Annotated in this window: 23 protein-coding genes; 13 read left to right on the forward strand and 10 right to left on the reverse strand. The window is 62.7% G+C overall.

The window, feature by feature from the left end:
* Positions 1-7: 7 nt before the first annotated feature.
* The 6 genes from paaD to B0B52_RS08630 all read right to left on the reverse strand — a co-directional run bounded on the left by paaD (position 8) and on the right by B0B52_RS08630 (position 5,774).
* Entirely contained in the window at positions 8-508 is a 501-nt protein-coding gene (paaD, locus tag B0B52_RS08605) for a 1,2-phenylacetyl-CoA epoxidase subunit PaaD (protein ID WP_139351870.1), read from the reverse strand.
* Positions 508-1,299, reverse strand: coding sequence for a 1,2-phenylacetyl-CoA epoxidase subunit PaaC (gene paaC / locus B0B52_RS08610; protein WP_077593205.1), 792 nt, complete (start codon positions 1,297-1,299; stop codon positions 508-510). The genes paaD and paaC overlap by 1 nt, the downstream gene beginning before the upstream one ends.
* Positions 1,296-1,589, reverse strand: coding sequence for a 1,2-phenylacetyl-CoA epoxidase subunit PaaB (gene paaB, locus B0B52_RS08615; protein WP_077593206.1), 294 nt, complete (start codon positions 1,587-1,589; stop codon positions 1,296-1,298). The genes paaC and paaB overlap by 4 nt, the downstream gene beginning before the upstream one ends.
* Positions 1,586-2,590 (reverse strand): 1,2-phenylacetyl-CoA epoxidase subunit PaaA, encoded by a 1,005-nt coding sequence (gene paaA, locus B0B52_RS08620; protein ID WP_077593207.1) that lies wholly within the window; start codon positions 2,588-2,590, stop codon positions 1,586-1,588. The genes paaB and paaA overlap by 4 nt, the downstream gene beginning before the upstream one ends.
* A gap of 104 nt (positions 2,591-2,694) precedes the next feature.
* The gene (locus B0B52_RS08625; protein ID WP_077593208.1) at positions 2,695-4,746 is read right to left on the reverse strand and encodes a protein kinase; all 2,052 of its coding nucleotides are present in this window, start codon (positions 4,744-4,746) and stop codon (positions 2,695-2,697) included.
* A 29-nt stretch (positions 4,747-4,775) separates the two neighbouring features.
* Positions 4,776-5,774, reverse strand: coding sequence for a 23S rRNA (adenine(2030)-N(6))-methyltransferase RlmJ (locus B0B52_RS08630; RefSeq protein ID WP_077593209.1), 999 nt, complete (start codon positions 5,772-5,774; stop codon positions 4,776-4,778).
* Between the two features lie 152 nt (positions 5,775-5,926).
* On the opposite strand from B0B52_RS08630, the gene B0B52_RS08635 reads away from it, so the two are divergent.
* From B0B52_RS08635 to erpA, 6 genes are all read left to right on the forward strand, one after another.
* Complete coding sequence (locus B0B52_RS08635) at positions 5,927-7,702, forward strand: serine/threonine-protein kinase (RefSeq protein WP_077593210.1); 1,776 nt, start codon at positions 5,927-5,929, stop codon at positions 7,700-7,702.
* A gap of 221 nt (positions 7,703-7,923) precedes the next feature.
* Positions 7,924-8,352, forward strand: a complete 429-nt coding sequence (gene rplM, locus B0B52_RS08640; RefSeq protein ID WP_077593211.1) for a 50S ribosomal protein L13 — start codon at positions 7,924-7,926, stop codon at positions 8,350-8,352.
* 11 nt (positions 8,353-8,363) lie between these two features.
* Positions 8,364-8,756, forward strand: coding sequence for a 30S ribosomal protein S9 (gene rpsI / locus B0B52_RS08645; RefSeq protein WP_077593212.1), 393 nt, complete (start codon positions 8,364-8,366; stop codon positions 8,754-8,756).
* 182 nt (positions 8,757-8,938) lie between these two features.
* Positions 8,939-9,646, forward strand: coding sequence for a DUF6776 family protein (locus tag B0B52_RS08650; protein WP_077593213.1), 708 nt, complete (start codon positions 8,939-8,941; stop codon positions 9,644-9,646).
* Positions 9,647-9,667: 21 nt separating this feature from the next.
* The gene (locus tag B0B52_RS08655; protein ID WP_077593214.1) at positions 9,668-10,066 is read left to right on the forward strand and encodes a polymer-forming cytoskeletal protein; all 399 of its coding nucleotides are present in this window, start codon (positions 9,668-9,670) and stop codon (positions 10,064-10,066) included.
* A gap of 114 nt (positions 10,067-10,180) precedes the next feature.
* Entirely contained in the window at positions 10,181-10,546 is a 366-nt protein-coding gene (gene erpA, locus B0B52_RS08660) for an iron-sulfur cluster insertion protein ErpA (RefSeq protein WP_077593215.1), read from the forward strand.
* A 244-nt stretch (positions 10,547-10,790) separates the two neighbouring features.
* Here erpA and B0B52_RS08665 read toward each other — a convergent pair whose 3' ends face one another.
* Together B0B52_RS08665 and B0B52_RS08670 are read right to left on the reverse strand one after the other, a co-directional pair.
* Complete coding sequence (locus B0B52_RS08665; protein ID WP_077593216.1) at positions 10,791-11,960, reverse strand: anhydro-N-acetylmuramic acid kinase; 1,170 nt, start codon at positions 11,958-11,960, stop codon at positions 10,791-10,793.
* A 340-nt stretch (positions 11,961-12,300) separates the two neighbouring features.
* Positions 12,301-13,677: a M23 family metallopeptidase gene (locus tag B0B52_RS08670; RefSeq protein ID WP_077593217.1), complete on the reverse strand. Its 1,377-nt coding sequence runs from the start codon at positions 13,675-13,677 to the stop codon at positions 12,301-12,303.
* 209 nt (positions 13,678-13,886) lie between these two features.
* Here B0B52_RS08670 and tyrS point away from each other — a divergent pair, with 209 nt between their 5' ends.
* Genes tyrS through dtd form a run of 3 tightly spaced genes read left to right on the forward strand, consistent with a single transcriptional unit; the run spans position 13,887 to position 16,507 of the window.
* Positions 13,887-15,119, forward strand: coding sequence for a tyrosine--tRNA ligase (tyrS, locus tag B0B52_RS08675; protein WP_077593218.1), 1,233 nt, complete (start codon positions 13,887-13,889; stop codon positions 15,117-15,119).
* Positions 15,120-15,143: 24 nt separating this feature from the next.
* Complete coding sequence (locus B0B52_RS08680; protein ID WP_077593219.1) at positions 15,144-16,058, forward strand: cation diffusion facilitator family transporter; 915 nt, start codon at positions 15,144-15,146, stop codon at positions 16,056-16,058.
* The gene (dtd, locus tag B0B52_RS08685; protein ID WP_077593220.1) at positions 16,055-16,507 is read left to right on the forward strand and encodes a D-aminoacyl-tRNA deacylase; all 453 of its coding nucleotides are present in this window, start codon (positions 16,055-16,057) and stop codon (positions 16,505-16,507) included. Before B0B52_RS08680 ends, dtd begins: the two co-directional genes overlap by 4 nt.
* A gap of 54 nt (positions 16,508-16,561) precedes the next feature.
* On the opposite strand, the gene ybeY is transcribed toward dtd, so the two are convergent.
* Both ybeY and B0B52_RS08695 read right to left on the reverse strand, forming a co-directional pair.
* Positions 16,562-17,017: an rRNA maturation RNase YbeY gene (gene ybeY, locus B0B52_RS08690; protein WP_077593221.1), complete on the reverse strand. Its 456-nt coding sequence runs from the start codon at positions 17,015-17,017 to the stop codon at positions 16,562-16,564.
* Complete coding sequence (locus B0B52_RS08695; protein WP_077593222.1) at positions 17,007-18,020, reverse strand: PhoH family protein; 1,014 nt, start codon at positions 18,018-18,020, stop codon at positions 17,007-17,009. Before B0B52_RS08695 ends, ybeY begins: the two co-directional genes overlap by 11 nt.
* Before the next feature lie 93 nt (positions 18,021-18,113).
* Between B0B52_RS08695 and ruvA the strand changes: the two genes are divergently transcribed.
* The 4 genes from ruvA to B0B52_RS08715 all read left to right on the forward strand — a co-directional run bounded on the left by ruvA (position 18,114) and on the right by B0B52_RS08715 (position 22,220).
* Entirely contained in the window at positions 18,114-18,686 is a 573-nt protein-coding gene (gene ruvA / locus B0B52_RS08700; protein ID WP_077593223.1) for a Holliday junction branch migration protein RuvA, read from the forward strand.
* Positions 18,683-19,747 (forward strand): Holliday junction branch migration DNA helicase RuvB, encoded by a 1,065-nt coding sequence (ruvB, locus tag B0B52_RS08705; protein WP_077593224.1) that lies wholly within the window; start codon positions 18,683-18,685, stop codon positions 19,745-19,747. Before ruvA ends, ruvB begins: the two co-directional genes overlap by 4 nt.
* Positions 19,748-19,835: 88 nt before the next feature.
* The gene (locus tag B0B52_RS08710; protein ID WP_077593225.1) at positions 19,836-20,978 is read left to right on the forward strand and encodes an efflux RND transporter periplasmic adaptor subunit; all 1,143 of its coding nucleotides are present in this window, start codon (positions 19,836-19,838) and stop codon (positions 20,976-20,978) included.
* A 15-nt stretch (positions 20,979-20,993) separates the two neighbouring features.
* On the forward strand, positions 20,994-22,220 hold the full coding sequence (locus B0B52_RS08715; RefSeq protein ID WP_077593226.1) for an FtsX-like permease family protein: 1,227 nt from the start codon (positions 20,994-20,996) through the stop codon (positions 22,218-22,220).
* The last annotated feature ends 2 nt before the right edge of the window (positions 22,221-22,222 follow it).

Below are 22,222 nucleotides of genomic sequence, written 5' to 3' on the forward strand. Positions count from 1 at the left end.
AACCTGGTCAGTAAGGCTTGAAGTAATCGAAGGGTTCCAGGCAGTCCAGGCACCTGTACAGCGCCTTGCAGGCGGTGGCGCCAAAGTGCGAGGTTTCGGTGGTGTTGACCGAACCGCATTGCGGGCAGGCCACCGCATCCGCGGCCTGGCGTCTGGATGCGAAGCGGATGACCTTGTCGCTACCCGGCGTGGTGGTGTGTGGCGGCGCAATGCCATAGCTGCGCAGCTTGGCCTTGGCGGTCGCGGTCATCCAGTCGGTGGTCCAGGCCGGGGCCAACTGGGTGGTGATGCGCGCGTTGAGCTGGTGCTGCGCCAGCGCCGCGCGAATGTCGTCCTCGATCTGGCTCATGGCCGGGCAGCCGCTGTAGGTCGGTGTGATGATGACTTCCACACCATCGCTGACGTGGCGCACGTCGCGCAGAATGCCCAGCTCGCGGATGGACACCACCGGGATCTCGGGGTCGGGCACGGCTTCGAGCACGTCCCAGACATGCTGCAGGGTGTTCATCACCAGCGAGCGTCCGGGTGGGCGCGCGCCAGGCTTTGCATCTCGGCCAGCAACGGCGCCAGGTGTTCGCTGTGCTGGCCGTTCTTGCCTTGCGGCAACCCGGCACGAAGCGCAGGACGCTGCAGGCCGGCTTCCTGCAACGCGTCGTTGACGAGATCGTCCCAGCTGCTTTTCAGCGCAGCAGCATCAATGGCCCGGTCTTCCTGATCTGCTACTGTCTCGATAGCTGATGGCGCCCAGTACTCCTGGGTGTAAGGCAATAAATGCTTCAAGACGGCCTGTGTGCGGGCGTGCGATTCGGTGGTGCCATCGCCAAGACGAACCAGCCAGTCGCGCGAGTGGCGAAAGTGGTAACGCACTTCCTTGAACGACTTGCCGGCAATGGCGGCCAGCTGCGCGTCCTTCGATTTCTGCAAGGCCTCCCACAGTAGCAACATCAGCGCGCTGTAAAGGAAATTGCGGACGATGGTCACCGCGTAGTCGCGCTCCGAAGCGTCGGACGCATGCGGCAGCTCGAGCAGTGTGTAGTTGCGGAACTCGTCAGGGCCGCGGAAGTAGGCGAGCGAATCCTCCGTTGCGCCATCGGCGGCCACCGTGGCTGCGTGCTGGTACAACATGCGCGCCTGGCCGATCAGGTCCAGGCTCATGTTGGCCAGCGCGATGTCTTCCTCGAGCACCGGGCCGTTACCGCACCATTCGGCGTTGCGCTGGCCGAGCACCAGCGCGTTGTCGGCCAGGTGCAGCAGGTAGTCCAGCGGGGCTGTCCTGACGGGAGCTTCGACGGTTTTCACATGTGGCCCACTTCGTCGGGGATTTCATAAAACGTTGGGTGCCGGTAAATCTTGTCGGCCATGGGTTCAAAAAAAGCGGCCTTGTCGTCCGGTTCGCTGGCGGTGATGATGTTCGACGGCACCACCCAGATGCTCACACCTTCCTGGCGCCGGGTGTAGACGTCGCGCGCCATCTGCAACGCCTGCTGTGCATCGGCAGCATGCAGGCTGCCGCAGTGTTTGTGCTCCAGGCCTTGTTTGGAACGGACAAACACTTCCCACAAAGGCCAGTCGTTGTGTGAATTGCTCATGCAGCCTCCTTCATCTGGCGGGCTTGCTGTTTCGCTGCATAAGCTTGCGCGGCATCACGCACCCACTGGCCGTCTTCATGTGCTTTCACGCGGTTGGTCAGGCGTTCCTTGTTGCAAGGTCCGTTGCCGCCCACCACGGCCCAGAAATCGTCCCAGTCAATCGCGCCGTAGTCGTGCTGCTGGCGCGCTTCGTTCCATTTCAGATCGGGGTCGGGCAGGGTCACGCCCAGCACCGCCGCCTGCGGCACGGTGGCGTCGACAAACTTCTGTCGCAAGTCGTCGTTCGAAATGCGCTTGATGCCCCAGCGCATGCCTTGCGCGCCGTTGGTACTGTCGGCGTCGGGCGGGCCGAACATGGCCAGCACCGGCCACCACCAGCGGTTCACCGCGTCCTGCACCATGGCGCGCTGTTCGGGCGTGCCCTGCATCTGCACCATCAGGCTTTCAAAGCCCTGGCGCTGGTGAAAACTTTCTTCCTTGCAGATGCGGATCATGGCGCGTGCATACGGCCCGTACGAGCAGCGGCAGATCGGCACCTGGTTCATGATGGCTGCGCCGTCGACCAGCCAGCCGATCACCCCGACGTCCGCCCACTGCAGCGTTGGGTAGTTGAAGATGGAGCTGTACTTGGCCTTACCGGTGTGCAGGGCGTCGAGCAATGCGTCGCGTCCCACGCCCAGGGTTTCGGCAGCGGAATACAGGTAGAGGCCATGGCCGCCTTCGTCCTGCACCTTGGCCAGCAGGATGGCCTTGCGCTTGAGCGAGGGCGCGCGCGAGATCCAGTTGCCTTCGGGTTGCATGCCGATGATTTCGCTGTGCGCGTGCTGGCTGATCTGGCGTATCAACGTGCGGCGGTAGGCCTCGGGCATCCAGTCCTGCGGTTCGATCTTCTGATCGGCGTCGATTTTTTCGTCGAAACGGGTTTGCAGCGCGTCTGGATTTGCCACCGGCGCAAGGACAGGCGCCGACGAATCGGGAAGGTCGAGTGATTGTGTGTACATGCGTTGTCTCCTGGTCACCTGGCTTGCAGGGTCAGCAATCCATCGCAGTATAGCGAATTAACCGACCGATCGGTCGGTTAATTGTTGACTTCGCCGTGTGGGGGTCAGGCCGCCTGGTTCAGGTCGGCCAGAAGGGCTTGCGCCGACGCGTAACGAGCGTCGGGATTTTTAGCCATCAGCCGGTTGATGATGGGTTGCAGGTCGGCATGGACAACGGGCAGGGCCGGGGTGTCCGCATGCAGGTGTTTGGCCAGCAACAATTCGAGCGACTCGGCCATGAAAGGGCGACGGCCGTCCAGCATCTCGAACAGCATGACGCCCAGGCTGTACAGATCGGAGCGAACTGTTACCGCCTTGCCGATGACCTGTTCAGGGCTCATGTAGAAAGGCGTGCCGACCACGTCGCCATGGCGGGTCTGGGTGAAGCCCAGGCTTTCGGCCTGCAGCATGGACTTGGCGATACCGAAGTCGGCCAGCGCGACCGATCCGTCGCTGCGCAGCATGACGTTTTCGGGCTTGATGTCGCGGTGCACGATGCCGTGGCTGTGAATGGCTGCGAGCGCCTGCGCCAGCTGCCGCCCTATCTCCAGCGCGCGAACACGCGTCATGCCGGGGCCGAAGAGCGTGCGCAGGTCACCGCGCTCGAAATACTCCATGGCGATGTAGGCGTGTTCGTCGCTGAAACCCTGGTCATGGATGCGGATCACGTGCGGATGATTAATCTTGCTCAGAAGCGCATATTCCTGGATGAAGCGCACCAGGTGTTCCGAGGCCTCCTTGCCGCGCGAATCAAGAACTTTGAGCACGATGGGCAAGCCATCGGTTTCGCGCTCCGCCAGGTAGACCTCGGTCATCCCGCCCGAGCCGATTTTCCGGGTCACCCGGTAACCCTTAAGCCGCACCGGCTCGTTGCCGGGCTCAAAGCGCTGCTCTTTCAAGGTGGCCAGCTTGGACTGCAATGCTTCCTTGACGGCCCGGGCCGTGATGTCGGAGTTGGTGCGCACTGCAGCACTGATCTCGCTGGCCCGCTCGGTCAGGCTGGCCATGCCGTGAATCTTGTCGTCGATGCCGGTCACCATGCCGGTAATTTCAAGGACGTCGAGCGTCAGGTTCTTGCCGGGAACGGCCAGTGTGTCCCGCGTTCCAACTTCGATGCCGTCGCCTGCCGCTTCCATCACCGCGCGGCTGGCCAGCACCGTCCAGCCGCGTTCGCGTGTGGCCACTTCCAGGCGCGCCGCCAGGCTGACCGTATCTCCCACCGGCATCAGGTCGGGGCTGCCCGGTGGGCCCATGCGGCACAGCGTGACTTCCCCGCTGTGCAGCCCGATGCCAATGGCAAAAGGCGGCAGGCCGCGCGCGGCAAAACGCTGCGCCAGCCAGTCGCGGAACTCATGCGCTGCCAGCGCCATTGCCAGGGCCGCAGAGATGGCGCGGCGTTGCGCGGGCAGTGGCGAGCCGCTGAGGGTGTTGGCAAACACGGCCATCAGGCCGTCGCCGACGAACTTGAGGTGCCGGCCACTGTTCTTGAGCACGGGCTGGCAGCTGCGTTCGAAGTACTCGGTGAGCAACTGCGAGACCTCGTTGGCTTCGAGCTTTTCGGCCAGCGAAGTGAAGTTGCGAATGGAAGACACCAGCACCGTGGCGTTGATGACGTGCGCGTCGTCGCTGTCAGGCGGCGCTTCCACCGCAAACGCTTCGGGTTGCCGGCCACCGATGTCGCTGCCGAAAGCGGTGCGCAGACGTGTTTCCAGTGCGGCAAGGCCGGAGGCCATGCGTGCATCAACCAGGTTCTTTTTGCGCAGCTGCGCATTCACCGCCTCGAGCAGCTCGGTGCGTGTGAAGGGTTTGGACAGGTAATCGTCGGCGCCGGCCGTCATGCCGCGGCGCATGCTGTTGCGGTCGTCCAGCGCGGTCAACAGCATGAAGGGGGTGGTGGCCAGTGCCGCATCGGCGCGGATGGCTGCGAGCAACGCGAAGCCGTCCATGTCGGGCATGTTCACGTCCGAGATGATGAGGTCCGGCGCGCGCGCCCTGGCGTGGGCCAAGCCGCTGCGGCCATCGGCGGCCGACACGGCCTCAAAACCTTCGAGCGTCAGCAGACGGGAGATGTTGCTCCGGATCGCGTCGTCGTCTTCAACAATCAGGATCACATGCATGGTCAGGCTCGTGTCTGCCGGGTTGTTTTTTAGCCGCCGTGATCCAGCGTGAACCCGGCATTGCGGTCTTGCCCCAGGCGCGCCACCATTTGCGGCAGCGCGGCTTGCAGTTCGGCCTTGAGCGTGTGCGGCGGATTGATCACGAACATGCCGCTGGCCGGCAGTCCGGGGCGCTTGACGTCACCGGTCTCGTCGGTGGTGAGCTTGCTGGACTTGACGGTCAGGGTGGCATGGAGCCAGCTGCGGCCGGCCTTGGTTGCCAGGGTTTTGAGCTTGCGTGGCAAATCATGCGCTTCGGGGCGCGGAATGATGGGGTACCAGACCACGTAGGTGCCTGTGGCAAAACGCTTGACGGCGTCGGCCATGCAGACCGCCACCCTGGCGTAGTCGGTCTTGATCTCGTAGCTCGGGTCGCACAGCACCATGGCGCGGCGAGCCGGCGGCGGCAGAAAGGTTTTCAGCACCTCGAAGCCATCCTCGCGTGCAACGCTGACCTGGCGCCCCACACCCAGCTGGGCAATGTTGCCGGTCAGGGACTTGAAATCGGTGGGGTGCAGCTCAAACAGCTTGAGTTTGTCGCGGCCGCTGAGAAATTGCTGCTCAATGAAGGGCGAGCCGGGGTAAATCTTCAGGTGCGCCGGATCGCCGCTCTGGGCCAGCTGCGGGTTCAGGCTGCACAGGAGGTCCACATAGTCCTGCAGGACGGGGGCGAGGGCCTCCACGGGAGGTGTTTTGGCGGTGGCCCCGGCCTTCTTTGTTGCTATTGTTTTTGTAGCTGTTGACGCAGATGCAACAAGGGTAGAGGCTGCTTTTGTTACATTAAAAAGGCGAAAAACGCCCTCCTGGGCCTCGCCGCTGGTTTCGGTGTAGTCGCCGTCCAGGCGGTACAGCCCGGCGCCGGCGTGCGTGTCGATCACGGTCAGCGCCGTGTCTTTCTGGGTTAAATACTTCATCAACGCGATCAGCGTGGTGTGCTTGAGCACATCGGCATGGTTGCCGGCATGGAAGGCGTGGCGATAACTGAACATGGCGCTATGTTAACGGCCGCCGTCTTCTCCGCGCGCCGCCGCGCTTGCAATTGGCAACACAATCCTGACAGGCGCGTCGTTTTGCGTGCCAAGTTGCCTTGACGCAAGCCTGACGGCCATGCCTAATTGCGGTCCAACGATTTTTGCTGTCCATGACCGTTTCCCCCAGTCCAACCCCTGTTTCCCTGATCACCCATGTTGATGCCCTGCCGGCGGGAACACGCCTGGCCGAGTTCGAACTGCTGGGTTTGCTGGGGGTCGGTGGTTTTGGCATGGTCTACCAGGCGTTTGACCACTCGCTGCAGCGGCCGGTGGCCATCAAGGAGTTCATGCCTTCGGCGCTTGCCTGCCGGGGTGCGGACGGCGCAGTGACGGTTCGCGATCCTGCAGACCAGGCGGCCTTTCATGCCGGACTGCAGTCTTTTGTGACCGAGGCGCGCTTGCTGGCACAGTTTGACCATCCCTCCCTGGTGAAGGTTTTCCGCTATTGGGAAGAACACCAGACAGCCTACATGGTGATGCCGTTTTACCGCGGCATCACGTTGCAGGCGGCGCGCATGCAGATGCGAAGTCCTCCTACCGAAGCCTGGCTGCGCAAGGTGCTGTGGGGGGTGCTTGGCGCGCTCAAGACCCTGCACCAGGGTCGCGCTGTGCACAGGGATGTCTCGCCGGACAACATCTTCCTGCAGGATTTTGGCCCTCCGGTGTTGCTGGACCTGGGCGCTGCGCGGCACGTCATGGGCGGCAAGACCCAGGACCTGACCGATGCCTTCAAATTGAGCTACGCGCCGCTGGAGCAGCACGCCGGTGCGCCGGACATGCGGCAGGGCCCTTGGACCGATCTGTACGCACTTGCCGCCGTGGTGCATGGTTTGCTTTGCAACAAGCCGCCATTGCCGGCCACTTTCCGGGCCGTGCGTGACCGTCTGCCGTCGTTCTCGCGCGTCGCTCGCACGGTGCAGGAGCAGTTCGGCCTGGGTTATTCCCCGGCATTCGTTCAGGCCATGGGCCAGGCGCTGGCGATTGATGCCAGGGACCGTCCCCAAACCGTGGCGGCCATGGTGCAGGCCATGGCGCTGGAGACCCCCAATGGCATGTCGAGGTTCGATTGGCGTGCCGAACTCGGCCCCATCTGGGCGCCACCCGGTGTGTCTGTGTCGGGGCCTTTGCCCATGGAGCCATCTGTGCCCGGTCAGCAACACATGGTTCCGGCACGCAATGACGGCCCGACGCAACCCTTGTCGGTCCCTCGGAGGAAGGTCGCCACTGTCCATCGTCAACCTGCTCCGCCCGTGCCGGTGGCGGAGGTGGCGGCCGAGGTTGCCGCACCGTCACCAACTCCTCCTGCTCCTGTTGTCACCCGGTCTGGCCGATCCTGGCGCCTGGGCGCCGGGGTACTGGCTGTTGCGGCCGTCGCCCTCGTGTTGGGTCTGATGCTTGGGCGGGGCAGCCGCTCTCCCGACGGCAGGCTTGCGGCGCAGGTGGTTCCTTCCGCCGCAGAGGGCCAGCCAGCAAGCCAGGCAGTGCCCGCTAATGCTCCGCAGCCCGTGCTTGCTGTTGCCTCCGTGGCCGCGCCCGCGGTCGCTGTGCCGGAGGTGCCAGCTGCTTCCGTCGTTCAGCCACTTCCGTCCTCGTCACCCAACCCGGTGACACCGGCCCGGCGGGTGACAACGAAGAAAAATGCCCCGGCGGAGGTGGTTAATCCGCCGCCGGTGGTGCCGGTGGCCACGACAGCCGTGCCGGAACGCGTGAAAGCGCCACAACGAGCCGCGCCGGGGGATCCGGTGGCTCTGTGCGCCGACAGTAACTTCATGACCCGACCGATGTGCATCTTCCGCCAATGCCAGAAACCAGAGATGGCCACGCTTGCAGTGTGCGTAGAAAACAACGCCCGCCTGCAAAATAGCCGCCGTTCTGAAGGCTTGTAGCCAAAAAAAAGCCGGAAAGAGGCGGAAACAACCGTTGGAACAGCGGTTTGGGCGTCGTTGCTGCCCCAAATACCCCTTAGAGCTCCCGATTTTGTATAATCGTGGGCTTCGCAGCGATTGGCTGGCCCCGCGGCGAAGCTTGAACCCCACCTAAGAGGTTTCCATCAGAGAAACACCGACCGTGGAAAAGGGCTGCTCAAACCAACTTTTAAAAGTAAACCATGACAACTTTCAGCGCAAAACCCGCTGACGTGGTGCATGAGTGGTTTGTGATTGACGCGACCGACAAGGTCCTCGGACGAGTAGCCAGCGAAGTTGCTCTCCGTTTGCGCGGCAAACACAAGGCCATTTATACGCCCCACGTCGATACAGGTGACTTCATCGTCATCATCAACGCAGCCCAGCTTCGTGTCACCGGCGCCAAGTCGACTGACAAGATCTATTACCGCCACTCGGGTTACCCCGGCGGTATCTCGGCCACGAATTTCCGCGACATGCAAACCAAGTTCCCGGGCCGTGCCCTGGAAAAAGCCGTCAAGGGCATGCTGCCCAAGGGCCCGCTCGGTTACGCCATGATCAAAAAACTCAAGGTGTACGGTGGTGCAGAGCATCCGCATACCGCCCAACAGCCTAAAGTGCTGGAAATTTAAGGAGCCTTGAGATGATTGGTGAATGGAACAATGGCACCGGCCGTCGCAAATCAAGCGTCGCCCGCGTGTTTATCAAAAAAGGCACTGGCAAGATCACGGTCAACGACCGCGACATCCAGACCTTCTTCGGTCGTGAAACCTCGATCATGATCTGCAAGCAGCCCCTGTATCTGACCAACCATGCCGAAACCTTCGACATCATGGTCAACGTACACGGCGGCGGCGAGTCCGGTCAGGCCGGTGCAGTGCGCCACGGCATCACCCGCGCGCTGATCGACTATGACGCCACCCTCAAGCCGGTGCTGAGCCAGGCCGGGTTTGTCACGCGCGATGCACGTGAAGTCGAACGTAAAAAGGTCGGTTTCCGTTCGGCACGCCGCCGCAAGCAGTTCAGCAAGCGCTAATCCGCTTTTGCTGTTCCCGAAAAGCCGCCTGGTTTATTCCTGGCGGCTTTTTTCATGGCCGCGCCGGATTTGCCGTGGGAGTTGGAGATGCAAATCCTTACCGCTGCTTTCCATGACGTGCCGACGTAGGGAGCGTCTGAGTGCACAATGCACTCCCCCAGTCAAAAAATGCAGGGCCGTTTTTGAAATTTCGCCTGTTTCGCCGCCGCCTGACCATCAGTTCGCCGCGCGTGGCCATCCGCACTTCCTTGCCGTGGCCACTGCGTTGGGCGCTGGGCGCGATGATGCTCGGTTTTTCGGCGGCTATCGCGTTGTGGACTTTCGAGCTGGGCGTCAGTATTGCGGGCCTCGACAAAGATGCGAAGCTCGAACTGGGTAAATTGCGGGAAGAAGTTTCGGCGCTGCGCGCGGAGCGCGACAAATCGCAATCGGTGGCCAATATTTCGGGCAGCCTATTGACGGCAGAAAAAGCCGCGCAGGAGAAGATGATGGGCCAGATCAGGCAGCTGGAGTCGGAAAACCGGTTGCTGCGTGATGACCTTGGCTTTTTCGAGAAGCTTCTGCCGGCTGGCGGGGCAGAGAGCGCGGCCATTCGGGGCCTGCAGGCCGAGATGCTTTCCGGAATGCAACTCAAGTGGCAGGTACTCGTGATTCAGCCTGTCAGGGACGCGCCGGTTTTTAACGGAAAGCTGGAATTGACGGTAAATGGAACCTTGGCCGGAAAGCCATGGACAGTTGGCCTGCCGGGGGGCGCACAAACTTTACAGTTCAAACAGTACCGTCGCGTGGATGGTGTCCTCGACTTGCCCCCCCAAGCCGTGGTACAAACTGTTACAGCCAAGCTGATTGAGGGAACTGTGGTTCGTTCCGTGCAGATCACTAAGTTGTAATCTTTATCACAGGAATTCCCCATGTTTGGAAAAAAAGCGCAACCCCCCATCAAAAGCCTGATTGCTCAAGGCAGCTGTATTGAAGGCAACCTTAAATTCACCGACGGTTTGCGTATCGATGGTGAAGTGATTGGTGATATCCGCGCCAATGAAGGCAGCCCCAGCATTCTGGTGATCAGCGAGTCGGCCTGTGTCACGGGCCACATCTATGCCGATCACGTCATCATCAATGGCCGTGTCATGGGGCCGGTCCATGCTGCGGAACTCCTGGAGCTGCAGCCCAAAGCCAAGATCCAGGGCGATGTGGCCTACAAGGCGCTTGAAATGCATCAAGGCGCCGTCATCTTTGGACAGTTGCGACCTACCAATCATGAGGTCAGCGACAAACCCCTCCTCACGCTGGCTGCCAATAACGGCTAAAGCGGCTGAGGCCTTTGTGAGGTAAGTGCTCACCACTGGGTTCAAACCAGCGTGGGCCTTATGGTTGATCAAATTGCTGTACTATTAATCGAATTGAGTTGAAACGGAGTCCCCATGAGCGCTGTTGCTGAAACCATTCCCACCGAAATGCCTGCCCCTTTTGTCTTTACCGACAGTGCAGCGGCCAAGGTGGCGGACCTGATTGCCGAAGAGGGCAATCCGGACCTGAAGTTGCGCGTGTTTGTGCAGGGCGGCGGTTGCTCCGGCTTCCAGTACGGCTTCACTTTTGACGAGATCACCAACGAAGACGACACCACCATGACCAAAAATGGCGTGTCGCTGTTGATTGACGCGATGAGCTACCAGTACCTGGTTGGTGCCGAGATCGACTACAAGGACGACCTCGAAGGTGCTCAGTTTGTGATCAAAAACCCCAACGCCACCAGCACCTGCGGCTGTGGCTCAAGCTTCTCGGCTTGAGATATTGCCAGCAGGCGAAAAAAGGACCTTCGGGTCCTTTTTTATGGTCGCTGCCCAGCGGCGGAGCAGTAGGCGAGCAGGGGATCTTCATTTCAAGTCAGGGCCGCGGAACCGGCTTTGCCGGCCCGCAGGCGCAGCGGCCACCGAGGGGCTGGAGCCTGCGGCTCCAAAGCTGCCTGAGCAGTTTTGGACAGGCGACAGAGGCGAAGCGTCTCGCGAGCCGCGGCCTGCAAGGCCCCGGGAGCTACACGCAGTGAGCAACTGTGGGGGCCAAATACAACGCGCCCAGCACCCGGGGGCCACGCGCACCTGTCACTTCCACCAGGTTACCTGGTTGCCGCTGATGCCAGGCATGTGCGAGCCATGCAAACGCGGCGGCTTCTACCTGTAGGGGCGGCAGTCCATGTGCCGCCGTTGACTTGACAGGCACGCCAGGCAGGGCCAGCGCAAGCTGGCGCATCAGCTCGTCGTTCAATGCGCCGCCGCCGCACACCAGCAATTCTTCCGTGCCAGGCGCGTGGCGGAGCAGGTCGCGCGCGCAGGCCTGGGCGGTCAGTGCGGTGAGGGTGGCTTGTACATCCTGTGGCGCGCTTTGCTCAAACCCCTGGAGTTGCGTGGCCAGCCAAGCGGGGTTGAACAAGTCGCGTCCCGTGCTTTTCGGGGGCGCCTTCGCGAAATACGGGGCGTCCAGCAATTTGGACAGCAGCCCCGGGATGGGGGTGCCTGAGGCGGCCCAGCTCCCGCCGGCGTCATAGCCGGCCCCCGTATGCCGCGCGCACCAGAAATCCATCAGCGCGTTGCCGGGGCCACAGTCAAAGCCTTGTATGTTGGTTTTGTTGCTTCCGGAAAGCAGCGTGAGGTTGCTGATGCCGCCTATGTTGAGAACAGCAATATGTCGCTTGGGTCGGGCGAAAAATGCGTGATGAAACGCGGGCACCAGCGGCGCTCCCTGGCCGCCTGCCGCGAGGTCTGCTGTGCGAAAGTCGGCAACCACGGCAAGCCCCGTCAGCTCGGCCAGCAGGGCCGGATTGTTCAGTTGCAGCGTGTAGCCCGCACTCACACCACCACTGAGCGAGTCATCCCCGAACTCCTGAGGTCTATGGCGCACGGTCTGGCCATGTGCACCTACTGCACGGATCTCGCCGGGCTTGATGCCTTGGGAGCTTGCCTGCGCCAGCAGGGCATGCACTACACGGGCATAGATGCCCGCGAGTTGGTTGGCAGCGAGGGCTGCCCGGTGCAGCTCATTGGCGCCGGCGGTATTGAGGGCCAGCAATTCATCACGGAAGGCAGAGGGAAAATCGGCAGACGCGGATGCGATGACGCGTGCGGCCCCATTCTCGAAAGCAACCAGAACCCCGTCTGCACCGTCGAGCGAGGTGCCCGACATCAATCCCATGTAGTAATCAGCCATGCGACATTTTGCCGTACATGCGCAAAAGGCTAAACCGCAAGGGGACCGTGGAGGTTCTTCAACTCCGCAGGCGGCGCAAGTACGGATTGCTAGATGGAGTCCTTTGACAAGTGCAGACGAACGGACAGGTAGTGGCGACCGTAGGGCTCTTAAGTCCAGCAGGGGCAGCGGAGCGGAACCGGCTTTGCCGGGCCGCAGGCGCAGCGGCCCCGAGGGGCTGGAGCCTGCGGCTCCAAAGCTGCTTGAGCAGCTTTGGACAGGCGACAGAGGCGAAGCGTCTCGCGAGCCGCGGCCTGCAAGGCCTCGGGAGCTACACGCAGTGAGCGACCGTGGGGGTCAACTATTCAGCGCGCGTTTGCGTGATGTCTGCAGCCGCCTGAAGTTGCTGTTTGACGTTGCCGGCAAGCTGGCGGAACAGGGGTTGGGCGGTGACGGACAGTGGAATGGTTTCACTTTGCTTGGCAATGTTCATCGGGTCCTGGTGCATGCCGTTGACACGGAATTCAAAGTGCAGGTGCGGGCCGGTGGCCCAGCCGGTCGAGCCGACCGCACCGATGTGTTGACCCTGGCTCACGCTCTGGCCTCTTTGCACCCCAATGCGGCTCAGGTGCGCATAGACAGTTGTGTGGCTGTTGCGGTGTTTGATGAACACGACGTTACCAAAACCGTTTTGCACACCGGCAAATTCCACGATGCCATCGCCGACGCTGCGTACGGCTGTTCCGGTGGGTGCCGCGTAGTCAACGCCAAGGTGTGCACGCCAGGTTTGAAGAATGGGGTGGAAACGCATCTTGAAGCCGCTGCTTATGCGGGAGAACTCCATGGGTGAAGCCAGGTAGGCGCGACGCAGGCTCTGGCCGTCAAGCGTGTAGTAACCGCCTTTGGCAACTGCGCCGGCCACGGTATTGGAAGCCGGGTCACGGAACCACATGGCTTGCAGCGTTTTTCCGTTGTTCACAAACTCCGTGCTGAGCACGCGGCCGGTGCGCATGGCTTCGCCGTCGGCTTCCAGCGTTTCGTAGACCACGCTGAAGCGGTCGCCCTTGCGCAATGCACGGTGAAAATCGATGTCGCCGGAGAAAATTTCTGCAATTTGCACGGCCACGGCGTCGGGGATGCCGGCATCGTCGGTGGCGGCAAACAGCGAGGTGCGAATACTGCCGCTGGCCAGTCGCGTTGAGCTGGTGTACGGCGCGGTTTCCACACGCGAGGAAAAACTGTTGTCGGGCTTGCGTTCAACCACCAGCCGGGTGAATTTCTCTTCGTCGTCGGTGGCCCAGCGCACGGTCAACTTGAGTAGCTGGTTGCCGTCCGTAGCTTCAACCGCCACACTTTTGCCCGGACGTCCCATCAGGGTAAGGCGGCCGTTGCTATCGCTGCGCAAGAACGCCGCGGCCGCGGTGTCGTCGATATTTAGCCGCTTAAGCAGGGCATCGGCAGTGTCGGTGCTGCGGGTGGTTTCACTGCGGAACAGTTTGAACTGGAAACTGCCCAGGGCTTCGGTCTGCACTTCGGTCGGCAGGCTTTGAACGGACTCCAGAATCTGGCGAACCGGCAGGTCTGCGGCGTCTGGCGCCAGCGGCGCAACACCAAACGCGGTGACTCCGGTACCCAGCAACAGGACAGCGAGTGTGGAAGTGATTCTTTTGGGGTGGCTCCGTACGAGCTGGGTGACCGCTTGCAGTCCGTACGCGAGATTATTCTTGTACTTGATCAAAACTGGAATTCCCAAACGTTGTAGGCTTCAGGCAGCAAAAAGCAGCCTGATAGCGACTGATCATGAAAGCGTCATTGCCACTAAAAAAGTGACGGCGGCAACAACTTAGAATTGGTTTGCAATTTGTGGGCCAATCCGCGTGGGGGCCCCGCAACGGCAGAACAGCGAGTATATCTGTCAGACAACTGCCGGACATGTGAAAAACCCTTATGAATCAAGAGCTTGTTACAAAATTTCCCCTGACGGATAGCGTCAGGGAAGCCTTGGCCGTGACCTTGCGAGGTTGTGAGGAATTGCTACCGCAAGACGAATGGCTTACAAAACTGGCGCGTTCAGAGGCTACGGGCGTTCCGCTGCGCATTAAATTGGGGCTGGATCCTACCGCGCCTGACATTCATGTCGGACATACCGTGGTGCTGAACAAAATGCGTCAGCTCCAGGATCTTGGGCATACGGTGATCTTCCTGATTGGCGACTTCACCAGCCTGATCGGCGACCCGTCCGGCCGCAACACGACCCGGCCACCACTGACGCCCGAGCAGATCAAGGTCAACGCCGAGACTTACTACCGCCAGGCTTCCCTGGTGCTGGACCCGGCCCGGACCGAGATTCGCTACAACAGCGAATGGAGCGACCCGTTAGGTGCGCGCGGCATGATCGAGTTGGCCGCCAAATACACGGTGGCGCGCATGATGGAACGCAACGATTTTCACGACCGCTTCAAGGCCAATACGCCCATCAGCGTGCATGAGTTCCTCTACCCGCTGATGCAGGGCTATGACTCGGTCGCGCTGAAGAGCGACCTGGAACTCGGCGGCACGGACCAGAAATTCAACCTGCTGATGGGCCGGCACCTGCAGGCCGAATACGGCCAGGAGCCGCAGTGCATCCTGACCATGCCGCTGCTCGAAGGCCTGGACGGCATCGAAAAGATGTCCAAGAGCAAGAACAACTACATCGGTATCAGCGAAGACGCCAACACCATGTTTGCCAAGGTGTTGTCGATCTCCGACGTCCTGATGTGGAAGTGGTACACCCTGCTGAGCTTCAAGACCGAGGCCGAGATCGCCGCGTTGAAGAAAGAAGTCGAAGGCGGGCGCAATCCGAAAGATGCGAAGGTGGCGCTCGCCAAGGAGATCACGGCCCGTTTCCACTCTGCTGCCGCGGCAGACGCCGCCGAGCAGGACTTCATCAATCGCAGCAAGGGCGGTGTACCCGATGAGATTCCCGAGCTGTCGCTCTCCGGCGCACCTCTGGGCATTGCCGCACTGCTCAAAATGGCCGGGCTGGCCGCCTCTACCGGTGAAGGCAATCGCCTGATCGACGGTGGCGGCGTGCGTGTGGACTCGAACGTGGTCAGCGACAAGGCGCTGAAGCTGGGCGCAGGGACTTATGTGGTGCAGGTCGGAAAACGCAAGTTTGCGCGCGTGACGCTGAGCTGAATACGCCCGTTCCATGAGCCGTTCATGAAGCTGCCCAGCCTGCAATCGCTGACGCCGCAGCGCCTGCTGATGGCTTCGGTGGTGGTGGCGCTCGTCACCATTGTGCTGAAAACCGGGGCTTGGTACATCACCGGCTCGGTGGGCTTGCTGGCCGATGCCATGGAGTCTTTCGTCAATTTGGCCAGCGCAATTTTCGGGCTGACCATGGTTACGATTGCGCAGCGGCCTGCCGACGAAGATCATCCCTATGGGCACCACAAGGCCGAGTATTTTTCCTCCGGGTTTGAGGGGGTGCTGATCATCGCCGCGGCGCTGGCCATCATCTGGGCGGCGGGGCACAGGATCTTTGACCCGCAGCCCCTGCAGCAGGTGGGCTGGGGTCTGGTGCTGTCGGTGGCCAGCTCGGGGCTCAACGGCCTGCTCGCCTGGTTCATGTTCCGTTCCGCCAAAGCACATCGCTCGATCGCCCTTGAAGCGGACGCCAGGCACCTGGTCACCGACGTCTGGACCTCGGCGGGCGTGGTGGTCGGCATCGGCGCCGTGGCGCTGACTGGCTGGCTCTGGCTCGATGCCCTGGTGGCCATCGGTGTGGCGCTGAATATTCTCTGGGAGGGCTTTCACCTGATGTGGCGCTCGTCGCAGGGCTTGATGGACGAGGCGGTCGAGCCCGAGGTGCTGGCCGAGATCAACCAGACACTGGCCGGTTTTGCCCACGCCACCATTCGCTTTGACCACATCAGCACGCGGCGCTCCGGGCAGCGGCGCTTTGTCGATCTTCACATGCACATGCCGGGCAGCTGGTCTCTCGGCCGCGCAGCGGCGCTGCGCACCAGTGTCGAGCAGGCGCTGATGAGTGCGGTGCCGGGACTTCGCGCCACCATCCAGTTGCTGCCTTCCGATGTGGAAGCGCATTTTGATGATGAAAAGGATTTGATTTGATCAGTGTGATTCAGCGCGTGAGCCAGGCGCGTGTGGTGGTGGACGGCGAGGTGACGGGTGAGATCGGCGCCGGCCTGCTGGTGCTGCTGTGTGCAGAACGCGGTGATGCCGATGCGCAGGCCGACAGGCTGCTCGCCAAAATCCTGAAACTGCGCATTTTTGCCGACGAGGCCGGCAAGATGAACCGCAGTGTGCAGGACGCGGCGGGGGGCCTGCTCATTGTCAGCCAGTTCACTCTGGCGGCCGATGTGTCTGCCGGCAACCGGCCAAGTTTCACCGGTGCAGCAGCACCTGACGAGGGCCGGCGGCTTTACGACTACTTTGTGGCACAGGCCAGGCTGGCGCATCCGCAGGTAGAGACCGGCCAATTTGCAGCAGACATGCAGGTGCACCTGGTCAATGACGGGCCGGTGACGATTCCTCTGCGCATGGATCCGCTATTGATTTAATAGCTACTCGCGCACGCTCAATATGGGCAAACTGCCAATTTGGCACATGAAAACTCACCGATAAGGGTTTTTGACGCCCAGACCTGCCAGTATTTCAATCTCGCGCACTTCCATCGCCTGCGCATCTTGCTCGCTGGTCTCATGGTCCCAGCCCTGCGCATGCAGCGCGCCGTGCACCAGCAGGTGCGCATAGTGCGCCTGTAATGTTTTGCCGTTCTCGCGCGCTTCTTTGGCAATCACCGGCGCGCACAGCACCAGATCGGCCGTGACGATGGGCTCTCGCGTGTAGTCGAAGGTCAGGACATTGGTGGCGTAGTCTCTCTGCCGGTAGCTGCGGTTCAGCGCCTGGCCTTCTTCGGCGTCCACGATACGTACGGTGATCTCGGCGTCACAGTCCAGCGCATGGCGAATCCAGCGCGCCACGCTGTGCCGCGGCAGGGCGGCGCGGTGGCGTTTGGCGTCCTGAATGTCGCCGAACTGCAGCGACAGGGTCAGTTGTTTAAGAGCCATTTCGGCTTTTCGTCCTTGTGGGTCGTGCGACAGGCACTATCGAATCCATAGCATCGTCGATGTCCGGGGTTTTTCCCTTGTAGCCGTCATAGGCGTCCACAATGCGCGCTACCAGCGGGTGGCGCACCACGTCGGCGCTAGTCAGGCGGGTGATGGCAATGCCCTTGACGCGTTTGAGCACACGTTCAGCGTCGATCAGCCCGCTCAGCTGCGTGCGCGGCAGGTCGACCTGGCTTACATCGCCGGTGATCACGGCCTTGGCGCCAAAACCGATGCGTGTCAAAAACATCTTCATCTGCTCGGGCGTGGTGTTTTGCGCTTCGTCCAGAATCACAAACGAGTGGTTCAGCGTGCGGCCGCGCATGAACGCCAGCGGGGCAATTTCGATCTGCTGGCGCTCGAATGCTTTCTGCACGCGCTCAAAACCCATGAGCTCGTACAACGCGTCGTAGAGCGGACGCAGGTAAGGGTCCACCTTCTGGTTCAAATCGCCGGGCAGAAAGCCCAGGCGCTCGCCGGCTTCGACCGCCGGGCGCGTCAGCACGATGCGCTGCACCGCGCTCCGCTCCAGCGCATCAACCGCGCAGGCCACGGCCAGGTAGGTTTTGCCGGTACCGGCCGGGCCGATGCCGAAGGTGATGTCGTGCGTGGCGATGTTTTCCAGGTAAGCGCCCTGGTTGGTGGTGCGTGCCCGCAGGTCGGCGCGGCGGGTGGACAGCGCCATGACGCCGTCCGGCGCCACGCTCAGCGCGGTGTCGCCGGCCAGCATCAGCTGCACGGTTTCCTCGGGAATCGGGCGCTGCGCCATTTCATACAGCGCCTGCAGCACTTCCAGCGCCTGCTGGGCCTTGACCTTGGGCCCGTCGATTTTGAATTGCTCGAAGCGGTGCGCAATCGTGACCTGCAGCGCCGCCTCGATGGTGCGGATATGCGAGTCCATAGGCCCGCAAAGGTGGCCCATGCGGGTGTTGTTCGGCGGGGTGAAGGTGTAGCGGAGGATCAAAAGCGGGTTTTCCTTGAAGCAAGGCAGGCAGATGGGTGATTGTCCCCCCATATTCAAGTCGTTGGGCACACGCACGACTGCTAAGATTTGCCCATGATCGGACGAATAAGTGGCCTGCTGGCCGAAAAGAACCCCCCGGAACTGCTGGTGGACTGCAACGGCGTGGGCTACGAGGTGATGGTGCCCATGAGCACCTTCTACAACCTCCCCGGTCTTGGTGAAAAAGTCTCGTTGCTGACCCATTTTGTGGTGCGCGAAGACGCGCAGATTCTCTACGGCTTCGGCAGCGCCAGCGAACGGGCCGCCTTTCGCCAGCTGATCAAGATCTCCGGCGTCGGCCCGCGTACCGCGCTCAGCGTGCTCAGCGGCATGAGCGTCGAAGAACTCTCCCAGGCCGTGACCCAGCAGGAGGCTGGCCGAATCATCAAGGTGCCGGGCATCGGCAAGAAAACCGCCGAGCGTCTGCTGCTTGAACTCAAGGGCAAGCTGGGCGCCGACATGGGCATCACCGTCAGCGTGGCCAACGATGCGCAGTCAGACATTCTTCAGGCGCTGGTGGCGCTGGGCTACAGCGACCGCGATGCGGCACTGGCGCTCAAGGCCTTGCCTAAAGACATTGGTGTGAGTGACGGCATCAAGCTGGCATTGAAGGCACTGGCGAAATGAGCATACAAACCGACGACTTCGATATGTCGGGCGTGCCGCCAGCCAAGCGGGTCATGTCGGCCGCGCCTGCGTCGCCCAATGAAGAGGCGATAGAACGCGCTCTCCGGCCCAAGCTGTTTGACGAGTACGTCGGCCAGTCCAAGGTGCGTGAGCAGCTCGAGATTTTTATTGGCGCGGCCAAAAAACGCAGCGAGGCCATGGACCACGTGCTGCTGTTCGGCCCGCCCGGCCTGGGCAAGACCACGCTCTCCCACATCATTGCGCACGAACTCGGCGTGAACCTGCGCCAGACCTCAGGCCCGGTGCTGGAAAAGCCGAAGGACCTGGCGGCGTTGCTCACCAACCTTGAGAAAAACGATGTGCTCTTCATCGACGAGATACACCGCCTGAGCCCGGTCGTCGAGGAAATCCTCTACCCCGCGCTGGAGGACTACCAGATCGACATCATGATCGGCGAAGGCCCGGCAGCGCGCAGCATCAAGCTCGATCTGCAGCCTTTCACGCTGGTGGGCGCCACCACCCGGGCCGGTATGTTGACCAACCCGCTGCGTGACCGCTTCGGCATCGTGGCGCGGTTGGAGTTCTACAGCGCCGAAGAGCTGGCTCGCATCGTCAGGCGCAGCTCGGGCCTGCTCAACGTGCCCATGGACGAAGACGGTGGCTTTGAAATTGCACGCCGCTCGCGCGGCACGCCGCGCATTGCCAACCGCCTGCTGCGCCGCGTGCGCGACTATGCAGACGTCAAAGGCGCAGGCCACATCACCCTGGACATCGCCAACAAGGCACTGGCCATGCTGGACGTTGATCCCCAGGGCTTCGACGTGATGGACCGCAAGCTGCTGGAAGCCGTGATCCACCGCTTTGACGGCGGCCCGGTCGGCCTGGACAACATCGCTGCCAGCATTGGCGAAGAGCGCGACACGATTGAAGACGTGATCGAGCCTTATTTGATTCAGCAGGGCTATTTGCAGCGCACGCCGCGCGGCCGCATCGCCACGCTGGCCGCTTACCGGCACCTGGGGGTAACCCCGCCCAAATCGGGTTCGGAACTTTTTGAATGAGCCCGGAGTTTTGCAGCGGGCGCCTTATCCGGCCGCGTTGATGTAAATCAACAGGCCGGAGGCGACGCGGCGTCACAGTCTGGTGACGATGAAACGGCACTGGATATGGCTTGCAGTAATCATGGCGGCCATTGTGGCGGCGGTGTTGGGGTGGATGACCCTGCGCAGCCCCCAGGTTGCAGCCGTCGAAGTGCGCTATGCGCCCTTGCTCCGCACTCTGCAATTTTCTGCCCGCGTGGCGACCCTGTCACGCGTCGATGTTGGCAGCACCTTGACCGGGCGCGTCGCGCGGGTCGCAGTGGCCGAGGGCGCCCAGGTGCGCGCGGGCGAGGTGCTGGTCTCGCTTGAAACCGATGAGCTGCGCGCGACCTTGGCGCAAGCCGTGGCGGCTGAGCGCCAGGCCGAGGCCACCCTGCAAGCGGCCAGGGCCACCCTGCGGCGAGTGCAGCAACTGGTGGTTCAGGGCTTCTACAGTGCGGCGCAACTTGACGATGCGCTGCGCGCAGCAGATGTCGCGCTCGCGCAGCAGGGATCGGTGCGGGCTGCGACGGCGGCGGCCCGAGCCCGCCTGTCGCAGGCGGCCGTGCTGGCACCCACCGATGCGCGCGTGTTGACACGCGATGTCGAGCCGGGGCAGATCGTGCAGCCCGGCAAGGCCCTGATGAGCCTGGCGCTGGCCGGCCCCACGCAACTCACGGCGCAGGTGGACGAGCGCTTCCTCGACCAGTTGCAACCGGGGCAGAAGGCGGCCGTGGTGGCCGACGCTTTTGCCGACCAGCGTTTTACCGCCCGCGTGTTGTCGATTTCCCCTGCGGTGGATGCGCAGCGCGGCGCGATCGAAGTCAAGTTCGCGCTCGAGCAGCAGGCCCCCGCCTTTTTGCGGGAAGACATGACGCTTTCGGTCGAAGTCGAGACCGGCCGGCGTGAACGCGCCCTGGTGCTGCCGCTGAGCGCCCTGCGCACGCAGCCGTCGTCCGGCACGGCGACGGTGCTGGTTGCCGACGCGGGCCGCGCGCAAGAGCGCAAGCTGCGCCTGGGCCTGCGCACGCTGGACGCGGCCGAGGTGCTCGAGGGCCTGGCTGAAGGGGACGCCGTGCTGTTGGGCAGCAGCGTCCCGGCCGGCGCCCGGATTCGCGCGCGCGCCGTGGCCTGGGCGCCGGGGCAGCCGGTCGCCAGGGCCGCAGCCACATCCGAAGCGGGCTCGGCCATGACCAGCGCCGTGGGGCGCTGAAGCGTCTGCCGCCACATGACCCCCGGCTTCGGTTTTGAATGGCGCGTGGCGCTGCGTTTCCTGCGCGAAGGGCGCATGCAGACCGTGCTCATCATCGTTGGCGTGGCCGCCGGGGTGGCAGTCATCGCCTACATTTCGGCGCTGATCAGCGGCCTGCAGGGCAGCACCTTGACCAAGACGCTGGGCGCGCAGGCGCACATCAGCGTGCATGCGCCGGACGATGTGGTCACGCCCGCCTGGCCTGCCGTGCCGGGCACCAACACACTGACCGACACCCAGCCGCGCGCACAGCGCCTGCGCTCGGTTGCTAACTGGCAGGCCCTGGTGCCGCTGCTCGAAGCAATGCCGGCCATCGCCGGCGTGTCCCCCATGGTGTCGGGCGCCGGCTTGGCCCTGCGCGGCGAAGCCACCCAGGCGATTGCGTTGATGGGTGTGGACCTGGACCGCTACGACCGCGTCGTCGGGCTGCGCAGCAAGGTGATCAGCGGCACCGCGCGGCTGGCGCCGGGCGAGGCCATCGTGGGCCGTGAGCTTGCCGCCGACCTGGGCGTGCGCGCCGGTGACCGCCTGACCGTGCAGACCGGCCTGGTCAGCGACTCGGTGCGTGTCACCGCGCTGGTGGACCTGGGTATCAAGGACCTGAACCGGCGCACTGTCATCGTGCCGCTGCGCGCGGCACAAAACCTGCTGGGCCTGCCCGGCGGCGCCACCAGCCTGGACCTGACGGTGAAAGACGTCTGGTCGGCCCAGGAGTTGGCCAGTGACCTGCGACAGCAGTTTCCCTACAAAATTGAAAGCTGGCAGGAGAGCAACGCGCAGCTGGTGTCGGCCCTCAACGCCCAGTCGGTCAGCACCGCGCTGATACGCGGGGTGGTTCTGGTGGTGGTGGTGCTGGGCATTGCCAGCGTGCTGGTCGTGTCGGTCGTGCAAAAGCGCCGCGAGATCGGCATCCTGCGTGCCATGGGTGCCACGCGCGGGCAGATCCTGCGGCTTTTCCTGGTGCAGGGCGCGGTGGTGGGCGCCCTCGGTTCGGCGCTCGGCATTGCGCTGGCCGTGCTCATGATCTGGCTGTTCACGAAATTTGTGCGCGGCTCCGACGGGCTGCCGCTGTTTGTGATTGGCCTGCCGCTGGCCACGGCCGTGCAGGTGGCGCTGATCGCCACCGTGTGTGGTGTGCTGGCCGCGGTGGCGCCGGCGCGCCGTGCCGCGGCGCTGGACCCGGCGCAGGCAATACGGATGTGACC

The organism is Polaromonas sp. A23 (genome assembly GCF_002001015.1).
Lineage (GTDB): Bacteria > Pseudomonadota > Gammaproteobacteria > Burkholderiales > Burkholderiaceae_C > Polaromonas.